The sequence below is a fragment of the Mastigocoleus sp. MO_188.B34 genome, from assembly GCF_030065675.1.
GTDB lineage: Bacteria > Cyanobacteriota > Cyanobacteriia > Cyanobacteriales > Nostocaceae > Mastigocoleus.
The window spans coordinates 37,594-54,679 of sequence record NZ_JASJDK010000037.1 but is presented as its reverse complement, the minus strand read 5'-3'; the positions used below and the strand labels follow the sequence as shown (position 1 = coordinate 54,679).

At 37.9% G+C, this 17,086-nt stretch carries 6 protein-coding genes; 2 read left to right on the top strand and 4 right to left on the bottom strand.

Translation table 11 applies throughout. From position 1 onward, the window contains the following. From QNJ50_RS11385 to QNJ50_RS11370, 4 genes are all read right to left on the bottom strand, one after another. Window positions 1-531 (bottom strand): response regulator transcription factor (locus tag QNJ50_RS11385; protein WP_300635347.1); only part of this gene is annotated, 531 nt, incomplete at its 3' end. Between the two features lie 216 nt (window positions 532-747). Next, complete coding sequence (locus QNJ50_RS11380; protein ID WP_300635345.1) at window positions 748-1,071, bottom strand: hypothetical protein; 324 nt, start codon at window positions 1,069-1,071, stop codon at window positions 748-750. Between the two features lie 248 nt (window positions 1,072-1,319). Next, entirely contained in the window at window positions 1,320-3,902 is a 2,583-nt protein-coding gene (locus QNJ50_RS11375) for a CHAT domain-containing protein (protein WP_300635343.1), read from the bottom strand. A 122-nt stretch (window positions 3,903-4,024) separates the two neighbouring features. Beyond that, window positions 4,025-7,270: an S-layer family protein gene (locus QNJ50_RS11370; RefSeq protein ID WP_300635341.1), complete on the bottom strand. Its 3,246-nt coding sequence runs from the start codon at window positions 7,268-7,270 to the stop codon at window positions 4,025-4,027. 436 nt (window positions 7,271-7,706) lie between these two features. Here QNJ50_RS11370 and QNJ50_RS11365 point away from each other — a divergent pair, with 436 nt between their 5' ends. Beyond that, window positions 7,707-12,725 carry an NF038122 family metalloprotease gene (locus QNJ50_RS11365; protein ID WP_300635339.1) on the top strand — a complete coding sequence of 1,673 codons (5,019 nt, stop codon included), beginning with the start codon at window positions 7,707-7,709 and terminating at the stop codon, window positions 12,723-12,725. Between the two features lie 510 nt (window positions 12,726-13,235). Next, window positions 13,236-17,042 carry an NF038122 family metalloprotease gene (locus QNJ50_RS11360; RefSeq protein ID WP_300635337.1) on the top strand — a complete coding sequence of 1,269 codons (3,807 nt, stop codon included), beginning with the start codon at window positions 13,236-13,238 and terminating at the stop codon, window positions 17,040-17,042. Window positions 17,043-17,086: the final 44 nt, after the last annotated feature.

Genomic DNA, 17,086 nt, shown 5'->3' with positions numbered 1-17,086 from the left:
ATACAGCGCTTTAGCTATTTCACGATTATTCTTACCCTGGCTAATTAAGCGTAAAACATCTAACTCTCGTTCGCTAAAAAGATTTTCACAGGAATTTTGTTTACTTACTACAGGTGGACGTAGCTGGGCAAAAACTTTAGGTGCGATGGTTGGACCAAGTTGAGAATGTCCTTGAGATAAAGTTCGTATGGCTGCTGCAAGTTGTAAAGCTGGAGTACTTTTAAGGAGATAACCAAGTGCTCCGGCTTGTAGAGACTCCCAAATATAATCATCTTCATCAAAAGTTGTGAGCACCAAGATTTTAATCCAGGGAAAACGATTGTGAATTTCGCGTGTTGCTATCACCCCATCACAAATTGGCATCCTCACATCCATTAAAATTACATCAGGTTGTAAAGTTTCAGCTAGGATAATAGCTTCTTTCCCATGATTGGCTTCTCCCACAACTTCTAAATCTTCTTCGAGGGATAGTAAAGAAGCTAGTCCCTGTCTAAATAGTGGTTGGTCATCTGCTAGTAATAGCCGAATCATAATTATAGATGGGATTATTTGATAGATGGGATTATTTGTTGAACCATCCTGATTCTAATCTTTGTCTATCAAGTATCGTTTCCCAAACAATTTTGCTCAAAGAACTCTTTGTAGATAAGACTGAGATTTAATATAAGTTGGGATTAAATTTTGGGATTAAATTTATCAATAATTCTACTTGCTAAACTATTCTTTATTTGCAAGATAGCTATATTTTTACTCGTCTTCAGAGTCAAGCTTTATACCATCTTCTAATCCTGGAGGTGTAAGATAACCAAGTGTAAATGTTGCACCGGCAGTAAATACGCTAGCAATAGCAACTTTGAAAGCTTGCTGGTCTTGTTGGGGAATTACAATCCCAATATTTTCCAGTGCTGGAAGTGTCGAAGCAGTAACAATAATTCCACCAATTGAACCAACTGCAGAGGCAAATGTTGCAGCCATCACTTTATTATTGGGTCTATTTGTTACAGATTTGGCTTTACGCATTTCTTTAATTATCCTTAGTTGTACAAAATGAATATATTTTTTACTACTCATTTTGCACGGGAAATTTCCAAAAGGTTTTTACAAATCTCATGAAACTTATTCCCTAGATAACTCTGGCAATTTTCAATATCAAAGTGAATTTGGCAAAGTGAATTTGGCTCTGGCAATGCTACAAGTAGCAAGTTGGGGTAGTTCACTTGGAGCATTCGGTATATTATTGGGTGGTTATTGTTATGAATTAATTTCCAAAGTGTTTAGGTAATAATTTTTTACACAAAGGGTTAACTTACAGAAATATCTCAAGTCCAATTTCCGATCAATACAAACGGAGCCCAATAAAAAGGATGATTGAAATTTTCGGATTTAATGAGCTTTAACTGTGCTTCTCTCAGAATTTGGGCTTTATTTTGAGAAGTTTTCTTGATTTGCTCATAAAATTCATCCATCAAGATAGAAGTTGATTCATCTGATACTGGCCATAAAGTTCCAACTGTGCTTCTCGCTCCCGACCTGAGGGCAATTCCCGCAATTCCTAAAGCGGATCTACTATCCCCTTCGGCAGTTTGACAAGCACTCAAGACTAAAAGTTCAATTGGAATTAATTTGGGGGTTTCTTCTCGCACTTTGAGTAATCCTTCCAACTCATTAACTCCAATACGATCATTCCAAGTAAGAATAAATGTTTCTTCTGGTTTAGAGCTAAATTGACCGTGAGTTGCTAAATGTAAGATGGGTGCGCTGGTTGTTTCTTTTAAAGTCTTACGAAGGCTATTGTTAGTAAATTGCTGGTTTAGTAAAAGTTGAGAATTAAGATTTTTTGCAATATCTTGTATTTCGTTTTCTACTCCTGGTAAAGCAGAGAATCCTTGATTTGCTTCACTCAAAGCTCCCACTACTGCTTCAATACGCTCATTATTTATTGCTTTGGAAGGTAGTAGTTGTAACCCTGGTGTAAGGGCGATCGCATAATCTTCTACCAGATATTTCTCACCATTATAAAGAGCAGCTACGGGAAGATTGCGCAAAGCACTATCGAGAACAAAAACTAAAGTTTTGATTTTTGCTGCTTTTAAGTCATTGATTGTGGGTTTTATCAACCAATTATAAAATTCTTGAGACTGAACTATTCTTTCTTCGTTAGAAGAAACTGGGTTAAATTGTGCCATTAGTCCCATAACTTTACTTTCAAGGTCAATAGCAGTTATTTCCTGAATGTGGAGTTTAATTGGTTGACCTGGAATTGAAGTTAAAACTGCAAGATTATTTTCTGTAACTATAGGGTAAATAATTGCAGCGGTGGGATCGAATTGCTCGATTTTTTCAGGTTTAGCTTGTAAGCAGGCTTGTCGGAAATAGTTTTCCATTTCAGCCATCTGCAAAGATTCTACGGTTTTTCTCGCTTGGATGAGATTCTTTTGAGTGGGTTGAGAAATTAATAACTCAACTAGCTGACGATAAACAGGTTCTACGCTTTCACGAAATGAATATTGTGATTCTGGGTTGAAAGCTACTAAATCTTCTCGAATTTTACCTAAATTATTTACAGCTTTTTGATAGGATGCGATCGCACTATCGGTTTTTCCTTGGGTTTTAAAAATTCTTCCCAATTGCCATTCCCACTGATAAGCTATGTCATCAGCAGCGATCGCATCAGTTAAGCTGAGGGCATATTTATTGAGTTTGATGGCTCGATTTAAATTTCCTTGTTGTTCCTCTACATAAGCTAAAGTTCCAACAGCGTAAGATTCTGTCCTTGCAGTACCTTTAGATCGTGCAGATTGGGCTATTTTTTCCAATAACTGTTTGTGTTGGTTATTAATTAAGGATTGCGATCGCTTGTTAGAGGTAGATTTAGGAGCAATAATTCTAGAGTTTTTATTTTGACGAGAAGCTGTTAAATTAGGAGATGTATAGGACTCTAGTTTTGCCATTTTTTTGATTAAATCGATTTTGGCAAAATCATTGTTTGGTAGGTTCAGGATTAATTCTTGACTCTGGTTTGCAGTGGTAATAGCTCGCTCCCAATTTTGACTTTCAATATCAATATCAATTGAATTCAGTAAAGCAATAGCTTGGGTTTCTCTATTCTTCGACACCGATGCCACTTCTTGCAATAATTCAGTAGCAGTTTGGGGTTCAGAAAACTGAAGTACCGCAGCTAAGTCAATTCCAGTTTTAGCTGTTGCTTCTATATCTGTTTCCCGAGTTAAAGCAATACTGGCTTCGAGTTTTTCAATTGCTGTGGGAAAATCTCCAATAGTGGCGTAGGTTGTTCCTAAGGTTTTATATACTGAAGCCTGTAGTGGTTTTGGTATTGAATTTAATTTTAATTCCAATTCCTGAAGTATTTTTTTGGCTGTGCGGTATTTACCCAATTTTTGTAAAGCTATTGCTTGATTAACCGTAGCACCAACCTCTCCTTCAGTATCTCGTTCTTGTTGATATATTTCTTTTGCTTTACGAAAATTTAAAGCTGCTGCTTGGGGATTATTTTGTTTTACTTCGAAATTACCTTGGGTATTGAGAACTTTAGCAACGAGAGTGGAGTTTAATTCTTGATTGTCTGATAATTTAATTGCTGAAGTAATAGCTTTTTGCGCTTGGACTAAATCACCTATTTCTTGATAGCCCAGGGACAAAAAAACATCAATTAGTATTTTGGTTTCTAGGTCTTCAATTTTTAGATCTTTTGTTTTTAAGTCTGATGTTTCATTTTTTGCTTTCTCCCATTGGGCGATCGCATTCAAGTAATCGCCACGCAGCATTGCTTCTCTTCCAATATTTATTTTTTGTTCTACTGTTGGGGGTAAACCATGAACAACTGCTACGGGAGTACAAACAATTGCTAAGCCAATCAAAATTCCTAAGATAAAATTACGCATAAATATTAATTTCATTAAAGTTGTTCAATAGTCTTAAATTTAGATATAGCAATCCTAAATGCTAAATAATTTAGTAATCTATAAAAACTGATATTCCTCCCTAAAGGGAGGTTATGAGGGGGTTAGCCTCGACAACTAGACTTTATCCAATTATGTGTAGATAAAGGGCTCAAAGCGACCAATTCTAAATCACCATCTGAATTGATGATAGTTGCTGTAGCTTCTTTAATCTGCTTTCTTGAGGGAGCGACTTTTGCTGTACTTACTTTGGTTGTTTGTGCTTTGATTGTTTGTTGTGTAACTGGACGTAGATCATTCCAATTTGAACTAAGAGAATGACTCTGATACGGACTATTGGGAATTCCCCCATTACCTGTAACTGCAAAAATATTTTCACCACTACTTGGACAAGTTGCTGTAATCAGACCACTAGGATCTGTAATATCTTCAGGTAAGATACCCGTACCTAAGTCTTTTTCTGATTCAGGACTTTTAATCTCAACCACTCCATCAAGTCCAAATTGAGATGAAGCATCAATATCACTGGTCAAATCGGTGAAAATAAGTTCGGTTGTAATATCGATATTACCTCCTGGTCCAAATACAGCATTAGCCCTAATATCACTATTATTGAGTGCCAAAATAAAATTAGAATTATCAATAAGAATATTTCCCCCACCACCATTACTATCTAAAACGCTGGTGCTAATTAAGCTATTATTTTGCAACAGAATTTCATTACTGAAAATATTGATATCACCACCACCAGTTTGTTCTGAAGTTGCAGTAATAAAACCTCCATTTGTTTGAATGCGACCGCTATTTAAATTAATATTGCCAGCTTGACCTGTTCCTGTACTACTAGTAGTAATTTTTCCTTGTGTAGAGATATCTAGTAAATTACTATTTACAGAAATTGTTCCTGCATCTCCTGCTGCAATGGTACTACTGCTAAAAGTCGCACCACTACCAATACTCAGATTATCTGCAACAATTTCAATTGCACCACCAGCACCTTCTCCTGAGGTTTCTGCTGTTACTTGAGCGCCATTTTGAGCGGTAATTGTGTTGCTATTAAGAAAAATATTTCCCCCACCCCCAGCAAAAGTTGAAGCTGTAATGCTAGCGGGAGTATCGCTATCTACTCCATCTAGTTCGATTATTGGAGCATTAATATTAATATTTCCTGCTTTTCCCTTTCCTGCTGGAATCTCTGCATTACCACTCAAAAAGTTACTTGCACTGATAGTTGCACCATCCTTTATAGTTAATTTATTGGTTGTTAAATTCATATTTCCACCATTTCCATCACCTAAAACCGCACTGGAAAATAAACCGCTACTACCACCACCAGCTTGAATTGCATTACCGGTTAATTCTACTGAGTTGGATGCTGTAACTTTTAAATTACCTGCTGACCCAGAACCAGCAGTACTAACAGCAATTTGCGCTCCATCTGATACTTGTAAATTATCAGTTGCGATCGTTAAATTTCCACTATTACCAGTTGCACCGGGAATAACTGTTGTAAATAAACCAGTAGACCTATTTGCAGCTGCGGAATACCCAGTTAAATTAATCTCATTGGCTGTAATCGCAACATTTCCCCCTTGTCCAGCACCAAATACACTAGAATTTATTTGGGTTCCACCACTAAGTTTGAGGGTGTTAGTCTCAATATTAATATCTCCAGCAATTCCCGTAGCACCCGATCGCACAGAAGCAGAAATTTGACTGGGGTCTGTTAAAGAATCAACACTACTCAATTCAATACTATTTGCTGTGATTTTGGTATTTCCTGCTGTTCCAATACCGCCTACCGTAGAACCAATATCAGCACCGTCTATAACCTTTAAGCTATCAGTATTAATAGTTAAATTACCACCATCACCATTGGCAAAAGTATTACTAAATAAACCACTGGGAGAACCATTAGGGGAAGTACCATTGAGTTCAATGTCTCGTGCTTTAATATTAAAATCTCCTGCTTTACCACTACTGAATGAAAGAGTAAAAGCTTGCGCTCCTCCAGCAACTAATAAGCTATCGGTGTCTACACTAATATTTCCCCCGTCACCAGTCGCTCCTGGGACAATGGGAGCAAAAAGACCACTCGGACCAGCTAAGCGGGAACCTGAAATTAACTCTACTCGCTCTGCATTTACACTTAAGTTTCCACCTTTACCACTGCCAAAAATAGCACTAGCGACTTGAGCGCCGCCAGCCACTAATAAATAATTGGTATCAATACTTAGATCTGCTCCTGCTCCTGTTGAACCTGCGGTTGTATCTGTGGATATATAGGAAACAAAAGGAATTTGGTTTTGAGATACTCCTGTAATTTTGACGGAATCTGCACCGTTGAGAGTAATACTTCCTCCTGTTCCATTTCCTGAAGTGTTAGAGAGAATGGCGGAAGCGTCTGTTAGAGAAATATTTTGTCCGCGAACGTTAACCGTACCACTACTGTTACCACTAACTTCTACCGAAGCTGCATTTACTAAAGCAATATCTTGGAAAGCAGCGATCCCTTTGTAATCAAACGTCCAAATTCCATTATTAGTATCAAGCTCAACTAAACCTTCCTTAACACTACCTAATTCAATATGTCCTTCTGCTGCGGTTAAATTTCCTCCATCTAAAGCAATATTACCTCCGATCAAGGCTAAATTCTTTCCTTTACCGACTTGTAAACCAGAAGGACGAAAATCTTTAATTAGGGAATAATTATTATTACTAGGGTCAGCAAAACCAGTATTATTTCCAGTTCCTTCGACAATAATATTTCCTGGTTCAGTACCATATTGCAAACCAACGGGAATATTTATGTTTAGTAAAGGTGGTGCTTGGGGGTCAACTGCACTATAAAAACTCCCATCACTGAATTTAATACTTTCTGCAGTACTTCCTAAAAATGAACCACCAATTTCTAGAGTTGCATTGGGACCGAAAATAATTCCTTTGGGATTGATTAAAAATAGATTTGCTGTTCCATTCGCACGAATGATTCCTTCAATATTAGAAGCAGAACCACCGGTCACCCGACTGAAAATATTTCCTATACTCGATGCGTTATCAAAAAAAGCTGTTTGACCATTAAGAATCGAAAACTGTTGAAAACTGTGAAAAAGGTTATTTCCTACAGTTGTTCCACCAGTAATTTCAATCAAATTTCCACTAGCATCTGGGGACACTACAGAATTAATGGGAAGGGTAGTATCTGGAGTAATTTGAATTGGTGTTGATTGTGCTGAGACTTTTGGTGTGTTGCCAAATAACGAACAAAATATCAAGCATAATACAAGATAAAGGTTTTTGTTTTTCTTTCTGATTTCAAGCTTTGATAAAGAAAAATGAACGTTATTCATGGCTCACCCCAGATTCTCTAACATTTAAAGTTAGTGAGAGTTAAATGAAAAACATTTAACCGCATTTCCAAGTTAATTATTCCCAAAAATTACTGATAAATTAATCATGCATTAATTTTTACGAGAAGTAATTTATAAATTCAAGAAAATTATATTTAGGAAATTTCCTGAGAAAGATGATTCAAATATAAATGAATCAGAATTAACAGAGCAAGCAAGTAGCTAAATAAAATAATTCAGATAGCTAAACAATTTGAGTAATTTCAGTCTTTATACTGAAGTCAATTTATTTTAAATTCTTATTTTTCCTCATACTTTCATCAAAGGTTAATATCGATTTCGCCCAAATCAATAATACGTTTCTTAAACTTGAGAAGACGAGCAAAAAAGAATGGCAAAGTATTTATTTACTTCAATCAAGATAAAAATATAAGCAATGAAAATAAATTTTCTTTACGATATTAATGTCAGTCTCGAACAAATGATTGGTTATGAGATGGCATCCATTCTTTGGGGTCAATTATTTACGGATGATATTGATGTTAATATCTTAGCCACAAGTAGCGACCAATTAGACCCGAATGTAATTGGTGGAGCAATTCCCGAATTTCACGAACAACATTACGCTTTATTTCTCCAATACTTTGAAGCAGATATTACCTCAGCAGAAGACCAAGCGGCTTACGATGCTCTACAACAAGGGAATACTGTTGATTTCTTACTAAATGACGATTTAGTTAGCGGTAACACCAAATTAAAATTAACCACTGCTTTAGCTAAAGCTTTGGGAATGGACGAAGCAATTAGTTTAGATCGTTATGTCCTAGACCAATCGACTAACTACCTTGATGGCACAATTATGATGAACCAGGATTTTGCCTGGGATTTTAATTATATAAGGGATGCTCAAGCCGCAGAAAACACTCTTGATTTTTTAAGCGTTGCGCTCCATGAAACGGGGCACATTTTAGGTTTTACCAGCAGTTTAGATTACTCTTTACAACAAGAAACTCTTTATTCTGGTCGTAGGGAGTTAAGTAATTTTAATCCTTTGGACTTATTCCGTTTCTCCGCAGAAAGTTTAAGCCAAAACAACCCAGATGGTACTGTTAATGACTTATCCATTGGGGGAGTAGCTTGGTTCTCTCCCGATGGTGGAGAAACTTTAACAGCCAAAATGTCCACAGGAAAAGAAGGTGATGGTTATCAAGCTAGTCACTGGGAAAGACGCTATGACCCTTTGGGGATTATGGATCCAACTCTGTGGTATCAGGAGCGAGCATCTATTACTGATTTGGATGTATTGGCTTTTGATGTAATGGGTTACGACTTGAGCCAAAATGCTGGTGATGTAGAACAGTTATTCACAACACAAGGGTTAGAACAAATACTAGCCCAAGCTAAGGTTCAACTAGCTCATAAACTGGGTATTTCTGTTGAGTCGTTAGAAGAAAATGCAAATGTTCCAGTATCTTCTTTAGATTTAATCGCCCAAATAGAAGCAGAAATTGCAGCAGCAGGTTCTGACTCTACCACTACAGACCCAGGTTCTGACTCTACCACTACAGACCCAGGTTCTGACTCTACCACTACAGACTCAGGTTCTGACTCTACCACTACAGACCCAGGTTCTGACTCTACCACTACAGACCCAGGTTCTGACTCTACCACTACAGACCCAGGTTCTGACTCTACCACTACAGATAGCACCACGAATGAGGATGAGCCAGACAAAGACTTCTTCAAAGATTTGAACGATATGATGAAGAAAAGCTACAAATGGTGGGCGCAAGATAACGAGGGTGGTAACTCTTCCTGGCAAGAACTTTATGAATGGTGGTCACAAAATAATGAGGGAGGTAACTCTTCCTGGCAAGAACTTTATGAGTGGTGGGCACAAAATAATGAAGGAGGTAACTCTTCTTGGCAAGAACTTTATGAATGGTGGGCACAAAATAATGAAGGAGGTAACTCTTCCTGGCAAGAACTCTATGAACAGTGGGCTATTGACAATCAAGATGCTAGTTCTTCCTCCCAAGAAGCCCATAGATGGTGGGCACAGGATAACCAAAGAAATGATTCTTGGTGGCAAGAAGTTTTCTTCGCTAGTACAGGTGAAATTTCTTTAGAAAATATTATATTACCTGGAAAGAACAACACTACAGTTAATCCTGCTTATGAGGAAATCTCTGGTGGTCTTGAAGATGACATTATTGGCGGAGACACCACCAACGACAACATTACTGCTGGTGAAGGGGATGACTTAATCGACGGTGCCCAGGGAGATGACACCATTACCGGCGGTAGTGGTTATGATACGATATTCGGCTTTGATGGCAATGATTCCATCATGGGTGGTGCAGGAGATGATGTAATTTCCGGAGAATCTGACAATGATGTTCTTTTAGGAGAAGGTGGTGCTGATGTTCTCATGGGAGGTGACAACGATGATTATCTCGATGGAGGAGCAGATAGAGACTTCCTCAATGGTAATACAGGACATGATGCTTTACTAGGGAGAGCGGGAGATGATGCTCTAGAAGGAGAAGCCGGTAAAGACCTCTTAATTGGAGGAGATGGTAAAGATATCGGTAATGGTGGTAGTGGCAATGATTTCATTTTCGGTGATGAGTATTCTGCAAGTTTACGACAAGCCTTTGGTAATAATGTAACTCCTCTGGTCAATTTATTTACTCCTAATGCTGAAACAACAACTACTACTGGAACTACCACTACTGAAGGGGGGAGTAATGTTGAACTTGGGCTAGACCCAGTAAAAGTTGAAGCAGAAAATATGACCTTATCTGGGAACTATAGTTTAGCTTCTGCTGGAAATCTGGTTCAGACTAATTCTACAGCTACCATTAGTACCATATTTAATGGACAAGCAGGACAATACAACATTGTGATTGGCTATCACGATGTTTATGGTAATGCTAGGATTACAGCTTCTTTAGGAGCAAGTACAATAGATAACTGGTATCTCAATCAAGCTTCAGGAAGTACGTCTCCCGGTACTTCCAATTTTAAAACCAGAACTATTGCTAGTGAAGTTGCTCTCAACGGTGGTGAATCTCTAACTCTAGATACAGTTGCTTATGTAACTAGTAGTGGTGATGATGACGATGATGGTTTTGTAAGTGACAAAGCTTACATCGACTATGTTGAGTTTGTTCCCATCATTGATAATACTAACAATGTAGTTATCGATTCAGATCCTACAACTACTGATACCACTAATACTGACTCCAGTACTACTGATACAAGTAATAACGATACATCTAACACCCTACCTTCTGGAGTAGAACTAGGAGCAAACAGCGACATCCTCAGAGGTGGTAATGGCAATGATGGGATTGATGGCGGTGAAGGTAATGATGTTATCTTCGGTGAAGATGAATTAAATGATTCAAGTAATATTGCTCCAATTAATATTGCTGGTAGTTTTAACTACGGTCAGAGTACTTATATCTTGAGTCAGGCTGGTACTTGGGCAGAAGCACAAGCCGAAGCAGAAAGTTATGGCGGTAATTTGGTCACAATCAACGATGCTGCTGAAAACCAATGGCTGAAAGATACCTTTGGAACAACAGAAGCTCTCTTTATTGGTTTCTCTGATGCGGAAACTGAAGGAACCTGGAAATGGGCTAGTGGTCAAACTGTGGACTGGATTCTCGGTAACAATAACGATGCTATTTATACTGATTGGGCTCCTACTCAACCGGATGATTATCAAGGAGATCAAGACTACGCTATCTTGAGTAATATCTGGGATCCAAATACGGATAAATGGGATGATGTCACCTTAAAGTATTCATCTCATTTCCGAAGCATAATTGAGATTGAATGGTCTAGTGTAGGTGGTAATGATACTATCATTGGTGGTGCAGGAGATGACCAAATTTACGGTAATTCTGGTAATGATTCAATCTATGGTGATGACATAGATGGTTATGCAGCTGTCAAAACTGCTCAAAGCTTAACTTTTCAGCAAGGATTTAATGGCTACAACAGTACAGTTGATACAAGTCTCAAGGAAACTTCTCCAAATCAGGATTTTGGTAGTGCAACTTCACTTCAGGTTGATATTGACTTTCAAAATGATTTTCAGAGTTTGATTCGCTTTGATGATATCTTTGGTAGTGAATTGGGCAAAATTGCCTTGGATGACACAATCGACTCTGCAATTTTAGAAATTGATGTTTCTAATTCTGGTAGCAGCATAGCAGTTTATGAAATGTTGCAAAATTGGTCAGATAGTGCGACTTGGAACTCTCTGGTCAATGGGATTTCAGCCAATGGTGTCGAAGCAGCCAGTACAGCAGTTACTACAACTGGTTCGGTTAGTACTGGTATCTTGAGTATTGATGTTACAGAAAGCTTAAAAGCTTGGCAAGGGAATCCCAATCAGAATTATGGGTGGGCTTTTCTTCCAACAGGTACTGCTGATGTTTTCTTTGACTCTTCTGAAGGTGGTAATGCTCCCCGCTTAAAGGTGGATGTCAATCAAGCTTTATCTCAAACCCTGACCTTCCAGCAAGGAGTTAATGGCTATAATGGCACAGTTGATACAAGCCTCAAGGAAACCTCTCCAAATCAAGATTTTAGCAGTGCAACTTCACTTCAGGTTGATATTGACTCTCAAAGTGATTTTCAGAGTTTGATTCGCTTTGATGATATCTTTGGTAGTGAATCAGGCAAAATTGCCTTGGATGACACAATTGACTCTGCAATTTTAGAAATTGATGTTTCTAATTCTGGCAGTAGTATAGCAGTTTATGAAATGCTACAAAGTTGGTCAGATAGTGCGACTTGGAACTCTTTGGTCAATGGAATTTCAGCCAATGGTGTCGAAGCAGCCAGTACAGCAATTGCCACTACTGGCTCAGTTAGCACAGGCATCCTGAGAATTGATGTAACAGCTAGTTTGCAAGCTTGGCAAGCAGACCCCACTACAAATTATGGATGGGCTTTTCTGCCAACAGGTACTGCCGATGTTTTCTTTGACTCTGCTGAGGGTAGCAATGCTCCTCGTTTAATAGTAGATGTTAGTAAAGCTTCATCTATTCCTGGGGAAGGTAATGATTTCATTACTGGAAATGGTGGTAATGATACTATCTATGGTGGTGCTGGTAATGACGTCATCAATGGTACCGATGAAGTAGTTGCTGGTTACTACGAAAAAGATATCTTAACCGGTGGTGATGGCGCAGATAAGTTTATCTTAGGAGATGCAAATCAATCTTACTATGCTACTGCAGGTCATCAAGATTATGCTTTAATCAAAGACTTTGATTCCACTGTTGATTTCCTCCAACTTCATGGAGTTGCTCAAGATTATCAACAACAGCAGGAAGGAGATAACATTTTCCTTTCCCGTAATGGAGATTTGGTCGCCATTCTAGAAGATACCACCACTTTAAATCTTAGCGACACCGCTTTTGAGTATGTCTAATCTGAAAATTTCAATTCTGTTGAACTGTTGGCTTCTAATTAGACTTAGACTTTGGTTAGCTGGGGTAATTTAGGAAAAACTAGCTAAGAATGTTTACGGGATTATCAAAATTATTGCATTTACCACAACTAAGAATTAATTAGGAAAGTGTTAATCTCACTTTCCTAATTGTTTTATATGACATATAACATCCTTTAATCTTTTATTACTAAATATACTTTTATATTTTTCATCTTTTTATATTTTCACATAATATTTTTTAGGAAGCTATTAAATAATACATCAAACAAACAGTTATTGCATGAGTATAGAATAAGTTGTATTACTCAATTAAATACCGTACAAAAACGTAGTATAAATATATTTTCAAGACTTAATATTGTTGGAATTTTTACAAGTATCTTAAAGTCATTTAACCTCATAAAATAAAAATATTTTTATACTTGATAAAGCTAATAAATAGACAAATAAACATAGCAAAAGTCAATTATTTAAAATACACGCACAACCATGAAAATAAATTTCCTTTACGATATGAATGTCAGTCTCGAACAAATGATTGGTTACGAGATGACATCGCTTCTTTGGGGTCAATTATTTACAGATGACATTGAAATCAATATCTTTGCCAAATCTACAGATCAATTAGATGCAAATATCATTGGTGGAGCAGTTCCCGAATATCACGAACAGCATTACGGCTTATTTTTAGAATATTTTGCTGCGGACATCACTTCGGAAGAAGATCAACTTGCTTATGATGCTTTACAACAAGGAAATACTGTTGATTTCTTACTTAATGGTGATTTAGTTGGCGGTAATACCAAAATAAAATTAACTACCGCTTTAGCTCAAGCCTTGGGAATGAATGAAGCAATTAGTTTGGATCGTTATGTCCTGGACGATTCAACTCACTTCATCGATGGCACAATTATGATGAATCAGAATTTTGCCTGGGATTTCAACTACCTTAGAGATAGTGAAGCAGCAGAAAATACCCTTGATTTTTTGAGTGTAGCACTCCACGAAACGGGACATATTTTAGGCTTTACCAGCAGTTTAGATTTTTCTCTGCAACAAGATACTCTTTATTCAGGACGTAAGGAATTAACTAATTTTAATCCTTTAGACTTATTCCGCTTTTCCGCACAAAGTTTAGCTCAAAACAATCCTGATGGGAGCGTAAGTGATTTATCAATCGGTGGAGTAGCTTGGTTTTCCCCTGATGGTGGAGAAACTTTAACAGCTAAGATGTCTACAGGTAAAGAAGGAGATGGGTATCAAGCTAGCCACTGGGAAAGACGTTACGACCCTTTAGGAATAATGGATCCGACTCTGTGGTATCAAGAGCGAGCATCTATTACTGATTTGGATGTGTTAGCCTTCGATGTCATGGGTTACGATTTAAGTGAGAATGCTAGTGAGGTAGAACAGTTATTCACAACGGAAGGATTAGAATTAATCCTAGCCCAAGCCAAGGTTCAACTAGCTGATAAACTTGATGTTTCTGTTGAGTGGATAGAAGAAAATGGAAATGTTCCAGTATCTTCTTTAGATTTAATCGCCCAAATAGAAGCAGAAATTGCAGCAGCATCTGAGTCTATCACTACAAGTACAACATCTGACTCTAGCACTACAGACCCAGCTTCTGACTCTAGCACTACAGACCCAGCTTCTGAATCTACCACTACAAGTACAACTTCTGACTCTAGCACTACAGATTCCACCACAAATAGTGAGGAAATACCACCAAAAGACTTCTTCAAAGATTTACGTAACATGATAAATAAAAGTTACAAATGGTGGGCACAAAATAACGAAGGAGGTAACTCTTCCTGGCAAGAACTTTATGAATGGTGGGCACAAAATAATGAAGGAGGAAACTCTTCCTGGCAAGAACTTTATGAGTGGTGGGCACAAAATAATGAAGGAGGAAACTCTTCCTGGCAAGAACTTTATGAGTGGTGGGCGCAAAATAACGAAGGAGGAAACTCTTCTTGGCAAGAACTATATGAGTGGTGGGCGCAAAATAACGAAGGAGGAAACTCTTCTTGGCAAGAACTTTATAAGTGGTGGTTTGAAGCTAATCAAGGAAAAGATTCTTGGTGGCAAGAGGTGTTCTTTGCTAGTCAAGATAATGGAAATTTAGAAGGGATTAAATTACCAGGACAGACAAATAATGAAGTAACTAATATTATCTACGGAGATATCACTGGCGGTCACGAAGATGACATTATTGGTGGGGATACCAGTAACGATAATATAGTTTCTGGTCAAGGTGATGACTTAGTTGATGGAGCCGAAGGAGACGACACTATAATTGGTGGGGAAGGTTATGATACTATTTTTGGTTTTGACGGTAATGATTCCATCAAAGGTGGAGTAGGAGATGACCTAATCTCTGGAGAATCTGGTGAAGATGTATTACTAGGTGAAGCTGGCGCAGATGTCCTGATGGGTGGCGACGATGATGATTATTTAGATGGAGGAGAAGGTAGAGATTTCCTCAACGGAGACACAGGAAATGATGCTTTAATCGGTGGTTCGGGAAGTGATGCTTTAGAAGGAGAAGGTGGTAAAGATTTACTAGTGGGAGGAGAAGGTCAAGATATTGGAAATGGTGGTAGCGGTAATGATTTTATCTTCGGTGATGAGTATTCTGTAAGTTTAGAACAAGCCTTTGGCAATAGTGTAAGTCCTCTGGTCAATTTATTTACTTCCGCCACTGAAACACTAACTATTATTGGAACTACCACTAACGAAGAAGGCAGTAATGTTGAGCTTGGGCTAGACCCAGTAAAAGTTGAAGCAGAAAATATGACCTTGTCTGGGAATTATAGCCTCGCTTCTAGTGAAACTTTGGTTCAGACTAATTCTACAGCTACCATTAGTACCATATTTAATGGACAAGCAGGACAATACAACATTGTGATTGGCTATCACGATGTTTATGGTAATGCTAGGATTACAGCCTCTTTAGGAGCAAGTACAATAGATGACTGGTATCTCAATCAAAGTTCGGGAACTACATCTCCGGGTGGTTCTAACTTTAAAACCAGAACTATTGCTAGTGAAGTTAGTCTCAATGGTGGTGAATCTCTAACTCTAGATACAGTTGCTTATGTAACTAGTAGTGGTGATGATGACGATGATGATTTTGTAAGTGATAAAGCTTACATTGACTATGTTGAGTTTGTTCCAATTGTTGATAATACTAACAATGTAGTTCTAGATCCAGACCCTACAACTACTGATACCACTAATACTAACTCCAGTACTACTGATACAAGTAATAATGATACATCTAACACTCTACCTTCTGGAGTAGAACTAGGAGCAAACAGCGACATCCTCAGAGGTGGGAACGGTAATGATGGGATTGATGGTGGGGAAGGTAATGATATTATCTTCGGGGAAGATGAGGCAAACGATTCGAGTAATGTTGCTCCAATTAATATTGCTGGTAGTTTTAACTATGGTCAAAGTACCTATATCTTGACTCAAAGTGCTACTACTTTGGTAGAAGCGCAAATTGAAGCAGAAAGTTACGGTGGTAATTTAGTTACTATTAATGATGCTGCTGAAGAAACATTCCTCACTGATACTTTTGGCACAGATCGCCATATCGGTTTAACGGATGCTACAGGCGGTTGGGAGTGGATTAGTGAGCAAGCAATCACTTATGAAACCATTAACTTTAATCCTGTAGTAGAGAGCAATTATCTTTATCTCATGTATTTCGGTTATCCTACTAATGTCTTTGCTCCTGACAAATTTGGCATCATTGAGATTGAATGGTCCAGTGTTGGTGGTAACGATACTATCGTTGGTGGTGCAGGAGATGACCAAATTTACGGTAATTCTGGTAATGATTTAATCTATGGTGATGACATAGTAGTTGATGTTAATCAAGGAGCTTCCTCTGCATCTAACAGCAATGGTGACGACCATATAACTGGTAATGGCGGTAATGATACTATTTCTGGCGGTGCTGGTAATGACGTCATTAATGGTACCGATGAAGTAGTTGCTGGTTATTACGAAAAAGATATTTTAACCGGTGGTGATGGTGCAGACAAGTTTATCTTGGGTGATACCAATCAAGCTTACTATGACACTGCTGGTTATCAAGATTATGCTTTAATCAAAGATTTTGATTCTACAGTTGATTTTCTCCAACTTCATGGGATTGCAACCGATTATCAACAACAGCAGCAAGGAAATGATATTTTCCTCTCTCGCAATGGAGATTTGATAGCAATCCTAGAAGATAACACCACCTTAAATCTTAGTGACACCGCTTTTGAGTATGTCTAATCCGAAAATTTCAATTCTGTTGGAATGTTGGCTTCTAACTAGAC

Excerpts from the sequence above, each read along its gene's own strand:
- QNJ50_RS11360 (WP_300635337.1), top strand. The coding sequence starts at position 13,236 with ATGAAAATAAATTTCCTTTACGATATGAATGTCAGTCTCGAACAAATG.
- QNJ50_RS11380 (WP_300635345.1), bottom strand. The coding sequence starts at position 1,071 with ATGAGTAGTAAAAAATATATTCATTTTGTACAACTAAGGATAATTAAA.
- QNJ50_RS11365 (WP_300635339.1), top strand. The coding sequence starts at position 7,707 with ATGAAAATAAATTTTCTTTACGATATTAATGTCAGTCTCGAACAAATG.
- QNJ50_RS11370 (WP_300635341.1), bottom strand. The coding sequence starts at position 7,270 with ATGAATAACGTTCATTTTTCTTTATCAAAGCTTGAAATCAGAAAGAAA.
- QNJ50_RS11375 (WP_300635343.1), bottom strand. The coding sequence starts at position 3,902 with ATGCGTAATTTTATCTTAGGAATTTTGATTGGCTTAGCAATTGTTTGT.